Origin of the sequence: Guptibacillus algicola (assembly GCF_020171805.1) — a bacterium.
In the GTDB taxonomy this organism is placed as follows: domain Bacteria; phylum Bacillota; class Bacilli; order Bacillales; family Guptibacillaceae; genus Guptibacillus; species Guptibacillus algicola.
Window position 1 is genome coordinate 962647 of the sequence record NZ_JAIVAF010000003.1, and the last position, 21394, is coordinate 984040.

Here is a 21394-nt window from a genome sequence, read left to right on the forward strand (position 1 = left end):
ACGCTTTTTTCATGCTTTCATCTTTTAAAATTAATTTCATTCACCGTATTTTTTTTAGAAATTTTACAAAAGGTTGTAAAGCATTGTACATAAGGGTCATAGACTGATAGTGGAACAGCCTTAATAAAAAAAAGGCACACTAGTCATTTGTCATGCATAGGATGAGAATGAAGATTGGAAGAGGAGGTATGATCGATGTCAGAGGATTATAATTACAGAGAGATATTCGCCAAAGCTGTTTGCGGAAAAGGGCGTAAATTTACTCAGGATACAAACACAGTTACACCAGAGCACAAACCTTCAAGTATTCTTGGTTGCTGGATCATTAACAACAAATTCAAGGCAAAAAAGCACCATGATTGCGTCATTGTTGAAGGCTCTTATGACATTAATATCTGGTACTCATACAGTCATAACACAAAAACAGAAGTCGTAACAGAAAACGTTAAATATCGTGAAGAAATCCCTCTTCGCTACAAGGATAAAGATTGCAAAACTGATGAAGTGGTTGCAAAAGCGATTCAAGAGCCTAATTGTCTTGAAGCTACCATTGCACCGAACGGCAACAAAATTATCGTTCAAGTCGAAAGGGAGTTTCTCGTAGAAGTAATTGGAGAAACGAAAATTTGCGTTTACGTAAATCCTGATGGCTGTGAAGACGATGATGACGATTGGGAATATGAAGTTGAAGATGAAGAGTTTGAAGATTTAGATCCGAACTTTTTAATTGGTGATCTTGAAGAATAGTAGTACCAGGGAGAAGGTGTTCTTCTTCCTGGTTTTATTTTTTTTGATTGAAACGCTCCCTTCTTTATCATAGAAGCTATGAAGAGTGATGTGATATACTGTTAGCTGAATAGAAATGTAGATTGGTGGAGAAGAAGTATGGCTCGATATACCCCTATGATCGAACAATATTTACGGATTAAGGCAGAGTATCAAGATGCCTTTTTGTTTTTTAGATTAGGAGATTTTTACGAAATGTTCTTTGAAGATGCGATGCGTGCGTCTAAAGAACTTGAAATAACATTAACGAGCAGAGATGGAGGCGGCGAGGGCCGCATCCCGATGTGCGGTGTACCGTATCACTCTGCAGAAAACTATATTTCACAGTTAGTAGAAAAAGGCTTTAAAATCGCAATATGTGAACAGACGGAAAATCCAAAACATGCTAAGGGTGTTGTTAAAAGAGAAGTCGTACAGCTCATCACACCAGGAACGGTTATGTCTGATCGCCTGATTAAAGAAAAAGAAAACAACTACATAGTAGCGATTTCAGAGTTTGAAGATCAAACCTATGCGCTTGCAGCGAACGATTTAACAACGGGTGAAAACATGGCCACGATCTTGACAGGTGACCATCACGAGGTGCTTGGAGAGCTTTCGAACCTGTCACCAAAAGAGGTTATTCTCGGAAGTGATGATGATCAGTTGGCAACAGCCATTCATGATAGGATGTCTCTCACAGTCTCGATAGAGGACGATGTTTCCATTCCTGAACAGTTTCACGAGCTATCTGATCATATTGATCAAAGTAAACTTCTGAGCGCCTTTGGACGCCTATTACATTATTTGCTCCGAACACAAAAAAGATCGATGGATCATCTTCAACCGCTTCGTCATTATCACGTTTCACAGTATATGAAGCTCGATGTGAATTCAAAACGAAATCTTGAGCTAGTTGAAACGATCAGGGATAAGAAAAGGACAGGCTCTCTCGTATGGTTCTTAGATAGTACCGTCACTGCGATGGGTGGCCGTCTTTTAAAACAATGGGTAGAACGTCCATTGTTGAACCGCCGGGAGATCGTTAAGCGTCAAGAGCTTGTAGAAACAATGATGAAGCAATTTTTTGAGCGTGAGACGATTCGTGAACAATTACAAGGCGTTTACGACTTAGAGCGCCTAGCTGGTAAGGTTGCTTTTGGCAACCTGAATGCAAGAGACCTTGTACAGCTTCGTAAATCATTAGAAAAAATCCCTGGCATCAAACAAGCTGTCACTGAACTCGATAATGCGTATGCAAATGAGCTTGGAGATGAAATTTTAACGTGTGACGATCTTACAGAGCTGTTGAATGAAGCGATTGAAGAGAACCCACCTCTTTCAGTGAAAGAAGGGCAAATGATTCGGGATGGGTACAATAGCGACCTCGATCGTTACCGTGATGCGAGCAGGAATGGGAAGGACTGGATTGCTTCCCTACAAATGCAAGAGCGAGAGCGGACAGGCATCAGATCACTCAAAATAGGATACAACAAAGTCTTTGGCTACTATATTGAAGTAACGAGGTCGAACCTTCAGCATCTTCCTGATGGACGATACGAGCGGAAACAGACGCTATCGAACGCAGAGCGTTTTATTACCCCAGAATTGAAGGAAAAGGAATCTCTTATCCTTGAAGCGGAAGAGAAGATCGTTGATCTCGAGTATGACTTGTTCACGAACCTTAGAGAGCAAGTGAAGCAGTATATTCCAGAGCTTCAAAAGCTCGCAAAGAAAATCAGTGAGCTTGATGTATTACAAGCTTTTGCAGTGGTAAGTGAAGAAAACCGGTTCTCAAAACCATCCTTCTCAGAAGCGCGTGAAGTTTCAATCGAAGGTGGTCGTCACCCGGTTGTAGAGAAGATGCTAAAAGGACGAGAGTATGTTGCGAACGATGTGATGATGAATGAGGATCGAGAAGTTCTTTTGATCACAGGACCTAACATGAGCGGTAAGAGTACGTACATGAGACAACTTGCGCTCATTTCGCTCCTTGGTCAAATCGGATGTTTTGTTCCTGCTGATTCTGCAGTTCTGCCGATCTTCGACCAGATATTCACGCGAATCGGTGCCGCGGATGATCTTGCAGCGGGTCAAAGTACGTTCATGGTTGAGATGCTCGAAGCAAACTACGCGATTACAAAAGCAACAGAAGATAGCCTGATTTTGTTAGATGAAATTGGCCGTGGTACGTCGACATATGACGGGATGGCACTTGCTCAATCAATCATCGAATATCTTCATGATCATGTACGTGCGAAAACACTCTTTTCAACACATTATCATGAACTTACAACACTCGAAGGCGGGCTAGAACGTGTGAAGAATGTCCACGTAAAGGCAGTTGAAAAGGAAGGGCGCGTCGTTTTCTTGCACCGCGTACACGATGGATCGGCTGATAAAAGTTATGGAATTCACGTCGCGCAACTTGCTAATCTACCAGACCAACTGATTAAGCGGGCACAAACGATTTTGTCTGAGTTCGAATCGAGCACAGATACGAATGAAACCAATGAAACGAATGAAGCAAGTGCGAAGCCAAAACAAGAGTCCGAAATAAAAGTGGATGAAGACGCACAGCTAGCTTTCTTTGATGAATCAGATGTAAAGAAGGGGCGTTCTAAGTCATCTGGTGAGGAAGCGATTCTAAGGAAGTTGAAATCAGTTGATATTATGGAAATGACACCGATGGATGCGATCAATACATTGTATGAATTGAAAAAGCAGTTAAAGTAGTAGAGAAAGAAAGGTGAGGAATATGGGAAAGATCGTTCAACTTGATGATCAGCTTTCAAACAAAATAGCCGCGGGTGAAGTCGTTGAAAGACCAGCCTCCGTCGTAAAAGAGCTTGTTGAGAACGCGATTGATGCAGAGAGCAGTGAAATCAGGGTGGAAATAGAAGAGGGCGGTCTTTCCAAGATCCGAATCGTAGATAACGGAACGGGTATGGACGAAGAGGATTGTAAGCTCGCTTTCTTCAGGCATGCCACGAGCAAAATTAGAAATGAACGAGATCTATTTCATATCGAGACGTTAGGTTTTAGGGGAGAAGCTCTTCCAAGTATTGCAGCTGTTTCTCATCTTGAATTAAAAACATCGACTGGAGAAAGTGCAGGAACGTATGTGAAGATCGAAGCGGGAGAAGTTGCTCAGTTTACTGCGACTGACAGTCGAAAAGGAACTGAATTAACGATTTCAGGCCTTTTCTATAATACGCCAGCTCGGTTGAAGCATATGAAGACTGTGCATACAGAGCTTGCGAATGTTGCAGATGTTGTGAACAGACAGGCGATGGCTCACCCAGAAATAGCCTTTAGGTTCTTCCATAATGGTAAGAAACTACTGTCGACGAACGGAAGTGGCGATCTCTTACAAGTAATCGCAGCGATCTACGGTTACAACACTGCTAGGAAAATGCTTCCTCTACGAACGGAAACAATTGATTTTAATGTAACGGGTTATGTTGCTAAGCCTGAGCTAACGCGCGCGTCTCGCCAATATATCTCGCTAGTGATAAACGGCCGGTATATTAAGAACTACCCGATTTCAAAGGGGATTCAGCAAGGGTATCACACGCTTCTTCCAATCGGCAGGTATCCAATCGTTGTGCTTCATATCAAAATGAACCCTACCTTAATCGATGTGAACGTGCATCCTTCTAAGTTAGAAGCACGGATCAGTAAAGAGCAAGAGCTTGCTAAAGCGATTGAAGATGCGATCACTGGGATTTTTAAGAAGACGGAGCTTATTCCAGAGCAACCAACCTTCAGACAGAAAGAAAAAGAAAGCGAACAACCGTCATTTTCTTTTCAGCACGCTAAGAGGCAGGAGGTTTCTGAAACAGATCCGAAAGAAGACCCCACTCAAAACGAAGAAACCCCTGCTCAACATCAGCAAGTGTCGAGAGAAGAACCGAAACGGTTTCATGAGCCTACCTTTGAACCGTTCAGCGTAAAAGAAGAGTTGACGGGATCTACCTATCCGTCACCGGGTAGTACTATAGCAGCAAAAGAAACAGATGAATTAGAGCTTGCCATCGACTTTGTGAAAGAAAAAAACTTGGAGGATTCTCGGATTCCGCCTCTTTATCCGATCGGACAAATGCATGGAACGTATATCCTAGCGCAAAATGAAAACGGACTTTATATTATTGACCAACACGCTGCCCAAGAGCGGATCAAATATGAATTTTTCCGTGAAAAAGTCGGGGAGATCGACCCTGAAGTTCAAGAACTTCTTGTACCGATCACGCTTGAATATACGTCATCAGAAGCAGCAATACTAGACGATCGAATCGAAGATCTTGCGACTGTAGGGGTGTTCTTAGAATCCTTTGGTCGAAACAGTTACCTCGTAAGCTCTCACCCAGTATGGTTCCCAAACGGAGCTGAGCAAGAGACGATCGAGGAACTCGTTCAGGAAGTTATCGATAATCGGTCGATCGACGTAAAAAAACTCCGGGAAGAAGCTGCGATTATGATGTCATGTAAGAAATCGATCAAAGCGAATCGACATTTACGAGATGATGAAGTGTTTACACTTCTTGAAACGCTTCGAAAGGCGATTGACCCGTATACATGTCCTCACGGTAGACCAATCATCATACATTATTCCACTTATGAGATGGAAAAGATGTTTAAGAGGGTCATGTAAGGTCCAAAATGAGAACAAACTCTGGGGAAAGAACGTGAATAGAACATGGCAAAACAAAAACTAGTGACCGTATTAGGCCCAACAGCGGTTGGAAAAACAAAAACGAGCATCGAGTTGGCCAAAGCATTGAACGGTGAAGTGATCAGTGGCGACTCGATGCAAATATATAGAGGAATGGACATCGGAACAGCAAAAGTAACGGAATCTGAAATGGAAGGGATCCCACATCACTTAATTGATATAAAGGATCCAACGGAAAGCTTCTCAGCTGCAGAATTCCAAACGCTTGCTACGAACCTAGTTCAAGATATCAATGAAAGAGGCAAAGTGCCCATCATAGCGGGTGGGACAGGTCTCTATGTAAAATCTGTTACGCATCAATACTCGTTTTCTGAAGTGAAAGAAGATGAAGCGTATCGAAGAAAACTTGAGAAAATAGCAGAAGAAGAAGGTCCAGTCGGTTTTCATGAGAGATTAAAAGAGGTTGATCCAGTCAGCTATGAATCGATTCACCCGAACAATATTCGTCGAGTAATACGTGCGCTAGAAGTCTATCATGTCACAGGAGAACCCGTTTCAGCATCGAGAGATACTCAGCCTTCAGAATCTCCTTATCATCTCGTAAATGTCGGGTTAACGATGGACAGAGAAACGCTTTATGAAAGAATTAATAGAAGAGTAGACCTCATGATGGAAGAAGGATTATTAGCTGAAGCGCGGTCACTTTATGAACAAGGTGTAAAAGATTGTCAGTCGATTCAAGCAATCGGATATAAGGAAATCTATCGGTTTATCGAAGGAAAGGTAACCTACGAAGATGCCATAGAGGAACTGAAACAGAACTCAAGACGGTATGCGAAGCGCCAACTAACGTGGTTTCGACACCAGATGGACATCGATTGGTTTGATATGACGGAGAATAGGGAAGAAAAAATACGAAAAATATTGCACTCTGTTGCAGGAAAGTTAGCAGATAACTAGAAATGTACATATTGAATGCCTTTAGAGAAAAAGAGGAGGACTGAACATGAAGCAACAGATTAACATCCAGGATCAATTTCTAAACCAGCTGCGTAAAGATAATGTGTTTGTAACGGTGTACCTATTGAACGGATTTCAGCTAAAGGGGACGATCAAAGGATTTGATAACTTTACGATCATTCTTGAGTCCGATGGCAAGCAGCAGTTGATTTATAAACACGCCATTTCTACTTTCGCTCCTCAGCGTACAGTTGAAATAAATTTTGATTCTGAAAAGTAATACCGGTCCCTCGTTCTGGATATGCAGGATGAGGGACTTTTTTAATGATTAGGATGATTCCTTTGCTTCAAGATAATCAAAATAACGCTTGAGCGTTAATTCTGACTTCAAACCGAACGTGCTCCGAAGATGTTCAACAGAAGCATCTCGTTCGATCGCTTTAATGACGCAAGTCCTACGCATGTGCTGAGCTGATACACCTTTTCTGATACCTGCTCGCTGAATTTCTAAGCGTATCATCTTTTGAACGGCGATTTCAGTCAATCGCTTTGGACGATCTACTTCATAACTCCATCGATACGTTTGACGTTGGAAATCAAATGCGACAAAAAGCGGATCATCACTCTTAAGTCTAGGACGAACAGGTGCAGGTATGATGAGATAGTAATCGAATAATATTTTCTTATGTTCTGGCTGAAGCTTAACGGTTCTTTTGCCTGATGCGGAATTAACTTCTAATTCATTTTGCTCAAAAGATACATCCCTCATAGATAACCCGCAAACCTCTTGCAAGCTCAGACCGTAGTTAAGGAATAGCCTTGCAATGATCAGGTTTCGATCGATCAGGAACTCGCGAGATTTCAGCTGATTCTCGGTGAGATCTGTTAGTGAAACGATTGTTTCTAGCAGCCGTTCACTTTCACTTTCCCTCATAAAGTCTTCCTCTTTAAAGCCACTTTCTTCATTAGTGGGGAGGACAACTTCTTTCATAGGATTGTTCTTTGTCCGATTTAATGACATATAATAACGGTATACTTGATTTAATACTGTCATGATTCTTTTTAGTGTGCGTTCAGAGTAGTGACGCTCTAAGTGTAAGTAACGAATGTATGATTGTAACTGTTCTGTCGTTAGCTCATTAAAGTTTTGAAAATCAACTTTTCGATGAAATGTTTTGAGCCATGTTGTAAAGTCGACAAGATCATACCGATAACGCCGGATGGTTGACGCCCGGCGTCCCTTTCTTTCAAGGGAAGTCAAGTACTCCTCTAGAAAATCAGGTAGCGGTTGCTCAAATAGTTCCATTGCGTTACCCCTTTCTTTTTTTCATTATAACAAACAACGTGAATTGAATTACATGATTTTGGTTTTTTTGGGAATGCTAACAATACTAAACAATAAAGGAGCGGTTGCAATGGCCTTCTTTTCAAAACAGCAGCAAGAACCAATTCCTGAAGTCGACACAGATGTGTGGTCGTGTTCGAGTGGAGACTGTACTGGTTGGATGAGAGCAGATTATTCTTTCTCTGACACACCATCCTGTCCACTATGTGGCGGTGAAATGGCTAGTGAAGTACGTAACCTCCCTGAAATCAAGTAAACGGAGGCAATGAGATGAACAAATTGATCGAAAAGCTAGTTGATAAAGCGCTCAGTATTACAAAAGCAGAGGGGAAAGGGAAGCACGTGATTCCTCAAGAGCGATTTTGCACGGTATTCAAAGACCTTTCAGGTGTGAGGGCGGAAGAATTTTCATATCTTGGTATTGGCTTTAGAAGATACACATACAGAGATGATGACGTGTTCGTCAATCAGCTTGAACATTACGATGGAGATGTTTTGGAGTTAGATATCACGGAAGATGATCGCTATCTTCATCACTATCGTTCTTATGAGAAGAACTCAGCTGATGAGAAAGTAACGATACCTGAAAAGTTTGTAGATACGTTGATCCAAGGAAAAACACTCGAATAGGAGTGTTTTTCTTTTGGGCATTTGTCACGCTTTTTGGGCGGGTGCGTATACTATCGTGTCAGAATAAAACGAGGTGAGCATCTTGCAGCATTCCGTAACTCAGCGAAAAAGTCAGATTAATATTGTGTTGAATCATGCTGAAGAGAAATTGGAAGCAGCTGACTCTGCGCTTGCTGAAGCAGTGAGAAAGCATATTCCTCTTGAACGGATTCAGAAAGAAATGGAACAGCTTATCGGCTTACAAGAAGTAAAGCATCTGTTGAAAGAAGTATATGCTTGGCTATTCGTCAATCAGTGTAGACAGGAGAATGGCTTGAGACAAAATTCCCAAGCACTCCATATGATGTTCAAGGGGAACCCAGGAACAGGGAAAACGACGGTTGCCAGGCTGCTCGGAACGCTTTTCTTAGAAATGAACGTCTTATCGAAGGGACATTTGATCGAAGTGGAAAGAGCGGATCTTGTTGGTGAATATATCGGTCACACAGCGCAGAAGACAAGAGAGCTCGTTAAGAAAGCAAAAGGGGGCATTCTTTTTATTGATGAAGCGTATTCTCTTGCACGAGGGGGAGAAAAGGATTTTGGGAAAGAAGCAATCGATACGTTAGTGAAAGCAATGGAGGATTACCATGAGGACTTCATATTAATTCTTGCTGGCTATTCAGAAGAAATGGATAACTTCCTTTCATTGAACCCAGGACTCCCATCGCGGTTTCCTCTCATGATCGATTTCCCTGATTACTCGAATGATGAATTGTTAGAGATCGCGAGAAAAATGATATCAGAGCGACAGTATCGCTTTTCTAGGGAAGCGGAATGGAAATTAAAGAAATCCTTCATCATGAAGAGAATCGATGAAACTGGCTCGTTCAGTAATGGGAGATTCGTACGGAATATTATTGAAAAAGCAATCAGAAAGCAAGCTGTCCGGCTACTTGGTGCAGATGTGATCGACAGAACGTCACTCGAGTTGATCTTACCAGAAGACATCCCTATAGAAGATTAAATAAGCATCTGGTATGATGAGAGCAGACTGAATAGTAAAGGCAGGGAACGTACTGTTGAAAAAAGACCGAATTGAAGTAGCTGAACCAGCAATCTTAATAGGCTGTCAGCTTTCAGATCAAACCGATGAGCAGTTTGCATATTCATTAGATGAACTTGCTGCATTAACTGAAACAGCTGGTGGGGTAGTGGTGGAAACCCTCTCACAAAAAAGAGAACGCATCCACCCTGCCACGTATATTGGTAAAGGAAAAGTAGAAGAACTCTCTCTGATGATAGAAGAACACGAAGCTGGCGTGATTATTTTCAATAGCGAACTATCACCAAGTCAGCTTCGTAACCTATCAGAACAGCTTGAGGCTAAGGTCATCGATCGCACTCAGCTTATTCTCGATATCTTTGCTCAGAGAGCCAAATCGAGAGAAGGTATGCTGCAAGTTGAGCTTGCGCAGATGCAATATATGCTGCCTCGTCTCGCTGGTCAGGGTACATCTCTATCTAGACTTGGGGGAGGAATTGGGACAAGAGGTCCCGGTGAAACGAAGCTAGAAACCGATCGTCGTTATATCAGAAATCGCATTACAGACCTAAAGAAGCAACTCGACCATACCGTGAAGCATCGTGAACAGTATAGACTTAGAAGAAAGCGGAATGAAACGCTTCAAGTTGCACTCGTCGGATACACGAACGCTGGGAAGTCGACGATCTTTAACGGACTAACACAAGCTGATTCATATGAAGAAGACAAGCTTTTCGCGACACTAGATCCAATGACAAGGCAGCTAAAGCTACCGAATGGCTACAATGTTCTTCTTACGGACACAGTAGGATTTATTCAAGATCTTCCTACCACTCTTGTAGCTTCATTTAAATCGACACTTGAAGAAGCAAAAGAGGCAGACCTAATCCTACATGTTATCGACGCATCTCATCCAGATCGTGAACGGCATGAAGAAATCGTACTGGATCTATTGAAAGAGCTCAATGCTTCACACATCCCGGTTCTCACTGTTTTTAATAAGATGGACCAAGCGGAACCTGGCGTAAGAAGCAGCTTAAACGAGCAAGTGAACATATCGGCTCGCAATAAAGAAGACTTATCTAAACTGAACGAAACGCTTCAGAGTCAAGTCTTAAAACAAATGGAATATTATTCAATCTCGATACAAGCGGATCAGGGCGACAAACTCGCTTACCTGCAGAGAAATACGATTCTCATCGAACGTAAATGGGACGAAGATTACAAACATTACCGTTGCAAAGGCTATGCACCAACACATCTCTTTAAGCGGGTCGCGACAGAATGGAACAACGATTAGGAGAAGAAACTATGTTTAATCACTTTACACATCAAGAGCAATTAAAGCAGTTATCAAACGAAGCGGAAGATCGAATTCAACCGATGATAAAAGAAATAGATCAACGAGTTGAAAGTAATCAATACCGCGTACTAGAAGCATTTCATAACAATAAAATTAGTGACTATCATTTTACACCTTCCACTGGCTATGGGTATGACGACGATGGAAGAGATACGCTCGAGAAACTATATGGCGACGTGTTCGGAGGAGAAGCTGGTCTTGTTAGACCGCAAATCGTCTCTGGTACACATGCAATTTCAACAGCCTTATTCGGAGTCTTACGCCCACAAGATGAACTTCTCTATATAACGGGAGCGCCTTATGACACGCTCGAAGAAATCGTTGGTACACGTGGGGAAGGCAACGGATCATTGAAAGACTTCCATATTGGTTACAAGGCTATACCGTTGTCTGGTGATCAAGTTGACTATGAAGCTGTAAAAGAAGCGATAACAGATAAAACAAAGATGATCGGCATTCAGCGATCAAAAGGGTATGCGAACCGTCCTTCATTTACGATCGATGAAATCAGAGAGATGATTTCGTTTGTTAAATCGATTAAAGAAGATGTTATCGTATTCGTGGATAATTGTTACGGAGAATTCGTTGAAGAACGTGAGCCATGTCACGTTGGAGCTGACCTGATTGCAGGTTCACTTATAAAAAATCCAGGTGCAGGTATCGTAAAAACAGGAGGGTATCTCGTTGGAAGAGAAGACCTGATCGAACTTTGCGGATATCGCCTCACGTCTCCTGGTATCGGAAGAGAAGTCGGAGCGTCATTATATTCACTCCAAGAAATGTATCAAGGACTTTTTCTTGCGCCACATACAGTTGGACAAGCGGTAAAAGGAGCTGTTTATAGTTCGGCTTTATTAGAATCAGCTGGTTTCAATACGACACCAAGCTGGAACAGTAAACGAACCGATTTAATTCAATCTGTACAATTTAACGATCGAGAACGGATGGTATCATTTTGCCAGGCCATTCAAGCGGCTTCACCTGTAAATGCGCACGTTCGTCCTGAACCGGCATATATGCCAGGCTACGAAGACGATGTGATTATGGCAGCGGGTACATTCATTCAAGGTGCAAGTCTTGAGCTTTCAGCAGACGGCCCACTAAGGCCGCCTTATGTAGCATACGTTCAAGGTGGCCTCACATATGAACACGTGAAGATCAGTGTGCTTAGAGCAGTTGACGATCTTTTAACCAAAGGGTTAGTTTCAAATAGTTAGGTGAAAGCAGGGAGAAATCCCTGCTTTTTTGCTTCTCTAAAAGTACGTTAGATTATCTAACATACTATGTCACGACGACAAACATCCTAGTGTATAGTATAGTATAAGTGAAGAAGGGATCGGCAATTGGGAATGTTCTATTTATTCAGAATGTATTGTTCTCGTTGTCACAAGAAACGCTGTTCAGTTCATCCCGATTCTAAATTTTTCATTTCTAAGGAGGATTTATTTTACATGGCTAGTTACACAGCAGATGATATTAAACGCTTGGCGAATGAGGAAAATGTTAAATTTATACGATTGCAATTTACGGATTTACTAGGAATAATCAAGAACGTTGAAATCCCGGTTGATCAGCTTGAAAAAGCTCTTGATAATAAAATGATGTTCGATGGTTCTTCAATCGAAGGCTTCGTTCGTATCGAAGAATCAGACATGTACTTATACCCTGATTTAGATACATGGGTTGTATTCCCATGGTCTTCAGAAAAAGGCAGAGTTGCTCGTTTGATCTGTGATATCTACAGCCCAGATGGAACTCCGTTCGACGGCGATCCGCGTTCTGTACTCAAACGTGTACTTAAAGAAATGGAGGAGCTTGGATTCTCTGATTTCAATATCGGACCTGAACCTGAATTCTTCCTTTTCAAGATGGATGCGAACGGTGAACCAACGCTTGAGCTTAACGATAAAGGTGGTTATTTCGACCTTGCACCAACAGACCTTGGAGAGAACTGTCGTCGTGATATCGTTCTTGAGCTTGAAGACATGGGCTTCGAAATCGAGGCGTCTCACCACGAAGTTGCGCCAGGTCAGCATGAAATTGATTTCAAATACGCTGATGCGATCACAACTTGTGATAACATCCAAACCTTTAAATTGGCAGTAAAAACGATTGCTCGTCAACATGGACTACATGCGACGTTCATGCCTAAGCCATTATTCGGTGTGAACGGTTCTGGAATGCATGCGAACATGTCGCTGTTTAAAGACGGTAAGAACGCGTTCTACGATCCAAACGACGAAATCGGACTTAGTGAAACAGCACGTCAATTCATCGCAGGTACAATGAAGCATGCTGAAGCGTTCACAGCAATCACGAACCCAACAGTAAACTCTTACAAGCGTCTTGTACCAGGATACGAAGCACCTTGTTACGTAGCGTGGTCTCTTCGTAACCGTAGCCCGCTTATCCGTGTTCCAGCATCTCGCGGAATCAGCACACGTATCGAAGTGCGTAGCGTAGATCCATCTGCGAACCCATACTTAGCGATGGCAGCTCTTCTTGCAGCTGGTCTTGACGGCATCAAGAACAAGATGACGCCTCCAGCTCCAACAGAGCGTAATATCTACGTGATGGACAAAGACGAGCGTGTAGCAGAAGGCATCACTGACCTTCCTGCAACACTACATGATGCGCTTGAATTGCTTAAGAAAGATGAAGTCATGATGAACGCTCTAGGTGAGCACGCATCAGAGCACTTCATTGAAGCGAAAGAAATCGAATGGGATATGTTCCGTACGCAAGTACACCCTTGGGAACGCGAACAGTATATGACGACTTACTAAGATTTAGTCAAAAGCCCCTAACACCATTGGTGTTTAGGGGCTTTTTTGAACAAAATTTTAGTAATTTAGCTAGTTTCGACTAGCAAGATTGTTTAAACTAGAATAAGGACAAGATTTTATAAGGAGGTTTACATGACGAACAAGAGAAAAGTTAGCGTGTACATAGCAACGAGTGTTGATGGTTATATCGCGACCACTGACGATTCGTTAGACTGGTTGTTTCGAGGAGAAATTGAGGGGGATGCTGGGTATTCAGAGTTCTACGAAGGTATAGACACGGTTCTCATCGGTCGACGAACATACGATTGGTTTATGGAGCAGGAAAAAGGTAATTATCCGTACAAGGGAATCGAAAGTTACGTATTTACAAAGACACCAGTAGAAAATACCGATTACGTGACGTTCATTAACGAAGACATAGCAACATTCACTCGTGAACTGAAACAACAAGAAGGCAAGACGATCTGGCTTGTTGGAGGTAGTGAAATCGTCTATACGCTAATGCGTGAAAAACTAGTTGATGAGTTTATTATCTCAGTCGCGCCTTCTTTATTAGGGAAAGGAATTCCTTTATTTAAAGAATCAGAAATAGAAGCGGATCTCGTCCTGAAAGACGTTAAACAATTTGGGCAATTCGCTCAGCTACATTATGAAATGAAGTAAATATAACCACAGGGCTCAGCGTCCTGTGGCTTTCTTATTACTAACATTTAATGGAACAAATAAAGGGGATGAGGTAAACTTAAGATATCAGAAAATTTAAATAAAAACGTGTGAGGAGAATATCTGAGATGAATTTTTATCATGAGGATCCAAACCTACCATTTTTATTGAAGCGGTATCTAGATGAGGATTTTTATAAGTGGGCAGAAAAAGAGCTCGCAGATTTCGGTGAACGATGTGGGACAGTAATTGATGAAAGAGCTGTCCATACAGACCGTGAAGGGCAGCCGAAACTCATTAAATACGATAAGATGGGTAACGATATATCTGAAGTTTGGGTGAATGAAGGTTACAAAAAAACGGTGGAAGAGACTTATAACCGTGGAATCGTAGCGTATGTACATAAAGAAATTCCCGACCTAGGACAAAAAGGAAACTATCTGTATTCATATGCCCAAGGCTATTTATTATCGCAAGCTGAACCAGGGTTTTATTGTCCTGTCACGTTAACGATGGCTACGGCTTATCTTCTTGATCACTACGGTGATGAAGAGTTAAAGAAGAAGTATCTGCCTCACGTTCTTTCGACTGGAGAAACCGAGCTTTATGAAGGTGCTACGTTTTTAACGGAACGACAGGGTGGATCGGATGTTGGAGCGAATGAAACGAAAGCAATCAAAGAAGGAGATCACTACAGGCTCTACGGAGAGAAGTATTTTGCTAGTAATGCCGGTACTTGTGGAGTTGCGATGGTACTTGCAAGATGTGAAGGTGCACCAGCAGGAACAAAGGGGTTAAGTCTATTTCTAGTGCCTTGGAGGAAAGACGACGGAAAGGTAAATGATTTATGCATAAGAAGGCTAAAAGATAAGCTTGGCGTGAGAGCTGTTCCTTCAGCGGAAGTTGTGTTTGATGGATCGATTGCGTATCTAGTAGGTGATCCAAACAGAGGATTTTACTACATGATTGAAGCGTTAAATCTGTCTCGCTTATGCAATGCCATTGCTTCAGTAGGTATAATGCAGCGCGCGTTTCTTGAAGCGAAACAGTATGCGTATAAAAGAGAAGCTTTCAGAAGGCAGCTAAAAGATTTTCCGATGATAAAAGAGAGTTTAGTAAACTTAAAAGTGAAACAAGAGGTTGAACTCAGCAGTGTCTTTTCTGCTATTTCACTATTTGATCGCGTTATGAACAAAAGCGAACATGTGACAAAAGAAGCTGAAGCCTTAAATCGATTGCTCATTGCACTTGTAAAAAAAGAATCTGCGGAACAAGCGGTTCGGTTTGCGCATGAAGCGATTGAGATGCACGGTGGTAACGGCTATATCGAAGACTTTGTCACACCGAGGTTATTAAGAGACGCGCAAGTGTTAACAGTATGGGAAGGGACCGCGAATATCCTTGGTCTAGAAGTATTAAGGCTGATCTCAAAGTACAACGTCCACAAATTATTTATTGATAAGATAACGCATGATTTAGAACAGATTGCTGATGATGTAGGCGACAAAGATCGTGTCTATGAAGGCATGGAACAACTTAAGAACAAAATTGCGCAGTTAATGAAAATGGATGAAGCGCGTCAAACGCTACACTGTAAGCGAATCGCCGTACTTATGACGGCTATATATGAGAGTATGATTGCGTTACAGGACGCATCGGTAGGAGGAGCAAGGAAAAGAGCGGTTGCAAAAATTTTTCTAAAGGAAACGTGGGAGACGGATAAATGTGAGCTTTCTGACCTAACGTTAAGATATTTTGATGTGATTATCGAACATAAAGAGAGTGTGAAAGCTTAGTGATTGTTATTTGGGTATAAAAGAGGCTTCAATAAACGATGTGGTAGTTACGATGAATCTTAATAAAAGTATATAAAAATGCCTAGGATAAAAACCTAAGCATTTTTATTGTTTCTATTTTTTGTATTGATCAATCTTTTGCTGTAACTTTTGAGCAATAACCTCTAATGGGCCGTTCAAATCGTCGTTCGATAGTCGAACACTTGCAACGCTTTCGTCCATTTCTAACGCTTCAGCAAATAATCCACCGAGGCCACGCGCACGGCGATCAACTTCTAGTAAGACATCTAAGTAGGTATCGTGTAAAAAGAAAATCGCTTCAAGTTCATCTAAATAAGCACGATATTCACCGCTAGGCGTAAATTCAAATTCTTGAACATAACCATAGCGTTTTGATTGTTCCATCTCAACTTTTTTAACATGAAAGCCGAGGTAACTTTCCAATGCTTCAATCACTTTTTTGATAGATGGATGTGGAGACACTTTAATGAGATCTCGGTCTTTTGGATCGAGCGCCATCGGGATATCTAGCCCAGTTTCAAACCATACTGGAAGTCTTCCAAATGATGCAGGTGTATGATATGGAAGCTGTATGGAGAAAGGAATTTCTTTTATTTCTCTTTCCTTAATCGTTTCTTGATTAGCAACTTGAAATTTCTCTAAAGCGACTTTTTCTCTTATCTTCTTATCATCTACTTCTCGGATCGCTTCAGTCATAAGAAAAATATGAATGGAATCAATCGACTGTTCAACATCTCCGCCTTTTATCACTACTTTTCCATGAACATGTTCTCCAGGTACAAAGTAGTCTTTTTCAAGCTGCGTATCAACCTTTGCAGCACCTACGCCAACACTAGCAAGAAGTTTCTTAAACATGTTTCTCCACCCTTTCTTGTTAACCTATTTCCTGATTATACGTAAAGAAACTAAGAAAAGATTCAAGTTTTTTAGAGAAAATGACGTTTTCTATACAAAAAAAAGAAGCGCAAACTTCTGCGCTTCTAGTGAATCGAACGGAACACTCCGACAACTTTTCCTAAGATGGATACTGAATCAAGTATGATTGGGTCCATCGATGAATTTTCTGGTTGGAGACGGAAGTAGTTGCTTTCTTTGAAGAAGCGCTTGACTGTCGCTTCGCCATCGTCTGTCATTGCAACGACGATATCTCCGTTGTTCGCGGTAGGCTGCTGTTTGACGATGACCATGTCTCCATTATAAATGCCAGCTTCGATCATACTGTCACCTTCGATGATCAGCATGAACGTGTGCTCATCATCTTGCACGAAATGTTCTGGTAAAGGAAAGTACTCTTCAACATTTTCGATCGCCGTAATCGGTTGACCGGCGGTTACTTTACCGATGACCGGAATGTTCACCGTTTCTGGACGAGGAATATCGATCGTTTCATCTAGTCCGAGCACTTCGATTGCTCGTGGTTTCGTTGGGTCTCTTCGAATGTAACCTTTTTTCTCAAGTCTTGCCAGGTGTCCATGGACAGTGGAGCTTGAAGCTAGTCCAACGGCTTCACCGATTTCTCTAACGGAGGGTGGATAACCCTTTTGTTTCACTTCGACTTTAATAAAGTCCAGAATGTCCTGCTGACGGTTTGATAGTTTCATATATCTGGCACCTCGTTCCAATCTATCTATTTGTTAGTAGTATACCAGAATTTTTGTTCGCATACAAACATAAGTTCGAAAATTCAGTTGACACGAACAGGGGTTCTGTTTATACTAAAACCAGAACAAATATTCGTATTCGGGGTGATTGAGATGAGAAAACAAGCTAGAGGCTTGTCTGGAGTTGATTTTCTTGTCATTATATCTTTTGTGGCCGTATTAATAATCGTGTTTGTATCGTTGAGAGCAGCAGCTGCAGAAGGGTATGATCGGTATACTAAGATTGAGTTAGAGCATGGTGATACTGTTCTTGAAATCGCAGAAGAATATCGTGAAGGGCATGAGATGTCAGATCGCAAATTTGTCAGCTGGGTAGAAGAGGCGAACAATATTGATGCAAACTGGATTACAGCAGGGGATACACTTATCATTCCTGTTGAGGCAAATGCAACAGCGTTGGGGGTAAAGGACAAAGAATGAATGCTATCATTTATTGTCGGGTGAGTACTAAGAAAGAAACACAGGAGTCATCACTTGCCAGGCAAAAAGAAGAGCTGCAGAAGTTTGCAGCTCAATCAGGTTTCTCGATTTACAAAATGATCGAAGAAAAACATAGTGGATATGATATTGATCGAGATGGAATTCTCGAAGTGATGGATTTGTTAAAAGAAGGCGCTGCAGAAGTGCTTCTTATCCAAGATGAAACAAGACTAGGGCGTGGAAATGCAAAAATAGCTCTTCTTCATGCGATTCAGAAGTATGGGGGAACAATTTATACAGTTAACCAGAACGGTGAATTACAGCTTTCTGAGGCCGATTCGATGGTGCTTGAAATTGTTAGTATTGTAGAGGAATTCCAGAGAAAGCTACATAACCTCAAAATAAAACGAGGGATGGAGAAAGCAGTAAGAGAGGGATTTAAGCCGGAACGAAACTTGAGGGACCAACATTACGGTGGAAGAGAGCGTAAAAGTGTTCCCATTGAAGAAATCGTGAATCTCAGGAATAGAGGCTTAACTTTCCATGAAATCGCTGCGACGCTTAAAGGGTTCGGCTATGAAGCTTCTAAAGCTACTGTGCATAGGCGCTATAAGGAGCACGTTGACGAACAGCAACAAAAGCTATAAACTTGCCTGTGGTAACGACTTGCGTTACGATTAAGATAATTAGATGTTTAAAGGAGTTATTTCTGTATGTTATCACAGGATAAAATAAAACGAATTAACGAGTTATCTAGAAAATCAAAAGAGTCAAGGCTCACAGACGAAGAGAAAAAAGAACAACAGAATCTTCGTCAGGAATATTTACAAAGCCTGCGATCGTCTTTCGAAAATCAATTGCATTCCATCAAAGTAGTTGATGAAACAGGCGAAGATGTTACACCTGATAAACTAAAAGAGAGCAAGAAAAATAAAGGACCGATTCAGTAAAAATAGCCTAATTTTGCAAATTGCAAAATTAGGCTATTTTTATGGTTGCAATTTTTAGAAAATTAGTTATACTGTACTATAACAAGGTGTTATAATACAAAGAGAGAGGACGGATAGGATGTTTGTAGTTACAGATTCAGCGGCGGAATTTTATAAGAGTGAGATGGAGCTTAATCAAGGTGATTGTTTGAGACTGTTCGTACGATACGCTGGGAGTGGGGATAGCGGCGGATTTTCGCTAGGTGTTATGTCTGATAAACCATCGACAGAGGATTTCACGAAAGAAGTGGGAGGCATCACCTATTTCGTAAAGCCTGGTGATCAATGGTTTGTTGATCGAATGAAATTAGATTATGACGCGAAATGCGGTGGCGTCCTTTGCGATCTGCCGAGCATGGCATAAAGTAAACCTGTACTATAACATATATGTTATAGTACAGGTTTTTTGGTTTCGACAAAACTAGTGAAACCTGTATTACAGGTATAGACAATCATCTTAATGAACTTACTGTATACTGTTGGTTAAAACACAAGGTAGACAGGAGGAATTGGTATGAGGCACTATGAAATGCACTTGATCAAACAAGAAGTTGCTGTTCAATATGGTGGCAAAGAACTCCTGTTATATCAATTATTCAATGAGAGAAAGATCTCTATACAAAAGGAAGAGCAAGAATTGCTAGATAAACAAATTGATTTTATTACAGAGTCCATACCGGTGATCGATGTTAATAGATACCTTGTGACAGAGCTTGGTGGCTTTCGTCATTATGAATATCGAAATGGCGGTCACTGCCTAACGGTATTGCAATCAAAAAGTGATGGCTCGCTATTTGTAAATCAAGCGAAAATCAACATCTACTCAAATGGTACATATGAAGCAGAAACAATCTTTTTTGAGGTGCTTAGAAAACTTACTCCTACATTCTTCGCCATTGATTATCAATCGAATCGATTTGGATGGCTCAGTCCACTTAAAAAACAGAAGCTAGTTTAAACAACCCCTACTATTTTAATAGACATTATTGTATAATCAGGAAGGGTTGTAGTACACTATTGGAAGAGAAAGAATAAGGAGGAAATACAGCATGTGGTGGATGTATACGCTTGTGGGCGTTCTAGCATTAATTGCTGGGGCTGCGCTTGGCTTTTTTATTGCCCGCAAATATATGATGGATTATCTTAAGAAAAATCCCCCTATTAATGAAAATATGCTTCGTGTAATGATGATGCAGATGGGGCAAAAACCTTCTCAGAAGAAGATTAATCAGATGATGAAGGCTATGAATAGTCAGATGGATAACAACAAATAATGTACTGGCACTCTGGAAGCAGAGTGCTTTTTATATGGAGTTATTTTGGTTGACGACGTTAAACCTAATGATGATATGATAAGTTAGACTATATTTATATATTGGGAAGTGTTGAGATGACGGCAAGAAATCTATTTATAGTAACTGGGCTATCGCTAGCTCTTGTAGCTGGTTGTTCGTCAGACGAACAGAGCGCAAAAAATCAAAACCAGGCTGAAGATAAAACCGAACAGCCGGATGAGAGCAAGGAAGAAAACAACGCTACTTACGAAAACGAATCAGCTACCGAATCAGATCAACCTAATGAGGACGAAAGCTCTACAAGTGAATATAAAAATGAGAATGGACAATCAGAAAATCAAAACGCATACCCTGCAATGGGGGAGACAGTGGCCGAAGAGAATGGAAAAAAAATTGTTACAAACCCAGATAGTATCTACGTAGTTGCAAATAAGGAGCGGAATTTGCCTGCTGATTTCGTGCCTGAAAATCTTGTAGAACCAGATGTTCCCTTCTATGCGAACGAAGGGGATCCAAAAAGATTGATGGTAGAAGAAGCTGCGAAAGCTCTTGAAGAGATGTTCGATGCTGCAAACAAAGATGGCATGCAGCTTAAAGCTGTATCTGGATATCGCTCATACGAAAGACAAGAAGCGATTTTTGCTTATAATGCAGATAGATATGGTGCAGAGAAAGCGAACCGTGTCAGTGCGCACGCAGGACAAAGTGAGCACCAGACTGGTCTTACAATGGATATAAGCGCCCCATCTCTAGGTGGGTCGTTGAGTGAGAAGTTCGGAAGTACGCCAGAAGGTGAATGGGTTGCTGAAAACGCGTATATGTATGGATTTGTAGTGAGATACCTGAAAGGAAAAGAAGAGATCACAGGTTATCAATACGAACCTTGGCATGTTCGCTACGTTGGCAAAGAGGCTGCAAAAGAAATCCATGAAGCGGGTATAACTCTTGAAGAATTCTTCGCAAAGTAAATCGTTATGTAATGTTCACACAATTAAGTTTGA

Annotated in this window: 23 protein-coding genes; 20 read left to right on the plus strand and 3 right to left on the minus strand. The window is 41.4% G+C overall.

Going from position 1 to position 21394, the window contains the following annotated elements:
- Positions 1-195: 195 nt before the first annotated feature.
- The 5 genes from cotE (at position 196) to hfq (ending at position 6680) form a co-directional block, all read left to right on the plus strand.
- Positions 196-747, plus strand: a complete 552-nt coding sequence (gene cotE / locus LCM09_RS12520; protein ID WP_224882245.1) for an outer spore coat protein CotE — start codon at positions 196-198, stop codon at positions 745-747.
- 138 nt (positions 748-885) lie between these two features.
- Complete coding sequence (gene mutS, locus LCM09_RS12525; RefSeq protein ID WP_224882257.1) at positions 886-3501, plus strand: DNA mismatch repair protein MutS; 2616 nt, start codon at positions 886-888, stop codon at positions 3499-3501.
- Between the two features lie 22 nt (positions 3502-3523).
- Positions 3524-5419: a DNA mismatch repair endonuclease MutL gene (gene mutL / locus LCM09_RS12530; protein WP_224882259.1), complete on the plus strand. Its 1896-nt coding sequence runs from the start codon at positions 3524-3526 to the stop codon at positions 5417-5419.
- Between the two features lie 45 nt (positions 5420-5464).
- On the plus strand, positions 5465-6400 hold the full coding sequence (gene miaA, locus LCM09_RS12535; RefSeq protein ID WP_224882261.1) for a tRNA (adenosine(37)-N6)-dimethylallyltransferase MiaA: 936 nt from the start codon (positions 5465-5467) through the stop codon (positions 6398-6400).
- Positions 6401-6446: 46 nt separating this feature from the next.
- Positions 6447-6680, plus strand: coding sequence for an RNA chaperone Hfq (hfq, locus tag LCM09_RS12540; protein ID WP_224882269.1), 234 nt, complete (start codon positions 6447-6449; stop codon positions 6678-6680).
- 48 nt (positions 6681-6728) lie between these two features.
- On the opposite strand, the gene LCM09_RS12545 is transcribed toward hfq, so the two are convergent.
- Positions 6729-7706 carry a tyrosine-type recombinase/integrase gene (locus LCM09_RS12545; protein WP_224882271.1) on the minus strand — a complete coding sequence of 326 codons (978 nt, stop codon included), beginning with the start codon at positions 7704-7706 and terminating at the stop codon, positions 6729-6731.
- Between the two features lie 73 nt (positions 7707-7779).
- Between LCM09_RS12545 and LCM09_RS12550 the strand changes: the two genes are divergently transcribed.
- From LCM09_RS12550 to LCM09_RS12585, 8 genes are all read left to right on the plus strand, one after another.
- Entirely contained in the window at positions 7780-8001 is a 222-nt protein-coding gene (locus LCM09_RS12550) for a cold-shock protein (RefSeq protein WP_224882273.1), read from the plus strand.
- Between the two features lie 14 nt (positions 8002-8015).
- Positions 8016-8375: a hypothetical protein gene (locus LCM09_RS12555; RefSeq protein WP_224882274.1), complete on the plus strand. Its 360-nt coding sequence runs from the start codon at positions 8016-8018 to the stop codon at positions 8373-8375.
- Positions 8376-8454: 79 nt separating this feature from the next.
- The gene (gene spoVK / locus LCM09_RS12560; protein ID WP_224883017.1) at positions 8455-9381 is read left to right on the plus strand and encodes a stage V sporulation protein K; all 927 of its coding nucleotides are present in this window, start codon (positions 8455-8457) and stop codon (positions 9379-9381) included.
- 55 nt (positions 9382-9436) lie between these two features.
- A complete protein-coding gene (gene hflX, locus LCM09_RS12565) occupies positions 9437-10699 on the plus strand; it encodes a GTPase HflX (protein ID WP_224882280.1) in 1263 nt (420 codons plus the stop codon).
- 11 nt (positions 10700-10710) lie between these two features.
- The gene (locus LCM09_RS12570; protein WP_224883019.1) at positions 10711-11979 is read left to right on the plus strand and encodes a methionine gamma-lyase family protein; all 1269 of its coding nucleotides are present in this window, start codon (positions 10711-10713) and stop codon (positions 11977-11979) included.
- Positions 11980-12213: 234 nt separating this feature from the next.
- Positions 12214-13548, plus strand: a complete 1335-nt coding sequence (gene glnA / locus LCM09_RS12575; protein ID WP_224882282.1) for a type I glutamate--ammonia ligase — start codon at positions 12214-12216, stop codon at positions 13546-13548.
- Positions 13549-13680: 132 nt separating this feature from the next.
- On the plus strand, positions 13681-14211 hold the full coding sequence (locus LCM09_RS12580) for a dihydrofolate reductase family protein (protein ID WP_224882284.1): 531 nt from the start codon (positions 13681-13683) through the stop codon (positions 14209-14211).
- A 110-nt stretch (positions 14212-14321) separates the two neighbouring features.
- Positions 14322-16007, plus strand: coding sequence for an acyl-CoA dehydrogenase family protein (locus LCM09_RS12585; RefSeq protein WP_404800818.1), 1686 nt, complete (start codon positions 14322-14324; stop codon positions 16005-16007).
- A gap of 114 nt (positions 16008-16121) precedes the next feature.
- On the opposite strand, the gene LCM09_RS12590 is transcribed toward LCM09_RS12585, so the two are convergent.
- On the minus strand, positions 16122-16883 hold the full coding sequence (locus tag LCM09_RS12590) for a sporulation protein (RefSeq protein WP_224882287.1): 762 nt from the start codon (positions 16881-16883) through the stop codon (positions 16122-16124).
- A 125-nt stretch (positions 16884-17008) separates the two neighbouring features.
- Positions 17009-17629, minus strand: a complete 621-nt coding sequence (lexA, locus tag LCM09_RS12595; RefSeq protein ID WP_224882295.1) for a transcriptional repressor LexA — start codon at positions 17627-17629, stop codon at positions 17009-17011.
- 153 nt (positions 17630-17782) lie between these two features.
- Between lexA and yneA the strand changes: the two genes are divergently transcribed.
- The 7 genes from yneA to LCM09_RS12630 all read left to right on the plus strand — a co-directional run bounded on the left by yneA (position 17783) and on the right by LCM09_RS12630 (position 21361).
- Entirely contained in the window at positions 17783-18109 is a 327-nt protein-coding gene (gene yneA / locus LCM09_RS12600; RefSeq protein ID WP_224882297.1) for a cell division suppressor protein YneA, read from the plus strand.
- Positions 18106-18756 carry a YneB family resolvase-like protein gene (locus LCM09_RS12605; RefSeq protein WP_224882299.1) on the plus strand — a complete coding sequence of 217 codons (651 nt, stop codon included), beginning with the start codon at positions 18106-18108 and terminating at the stop codon, positions 18754-18756. The genes yneA and LCM09_RS12605 overlap by 4 nt, the downstream gene beginning before the upstream one ends.
- 66 nt (positions 18757-18822) lie before the next feature.
- Positions 18823-19059, plus strand: coding sequence for a DUF896 domain-containing protein (locus LCM09_RS12610; protein ID WP_224882300.1), 237 nt, complete (start codon positions 18823-18825; stop codon positions 19057-19059).
- Positions 19060-19177: 118 nt separating this feature from the next.
- Positions 19178-19462: a HesB/YadR/YfhF family protein gene (locus tag LCM09_RS12615; RefSeq protein ID WP_224882307.1), complete on the plus strand. Its 285-nt coding sequence runs from the start codon at positions 19178-19180 to the stop codon at positions 19460-19462.
- 150 nt (positions 19463-19612) lie between these two features.
- Positions 19613-20056, plus strand: coding sequence for a sporulation inhibitor of replication protein SirA (sirA, locus tag LCM09_RS12620; RefSeq protein WP_224882309.1), 444 nt, complete (start codon positions 19613-19615; stop codon positions 20054-20056).
- 91 nt (positions 20057-20147) lie between these two features.
- On the plus strand, positions 20148-20372 hold the full coding sequence (locus tag LCM09_RS12625) for a YneF family protein (RefSeq protein ID WP_224882311.1): 225 nt from the start codon (positions 20148-20150) through the stop codon (positions 20370-20372).
- Between the two features lie 116 nt (positions 20373-20488).
- Entirely contained in the window at positions 20489-21361 is an 873-nt protein-coding gene (locus LCM09_RS12630) for a M15 family metallopeptidase (protein ID WP_224882313.1), read from the plus strand.
- Positions 21362-21394: the final 33 nt, after the last annotated feature.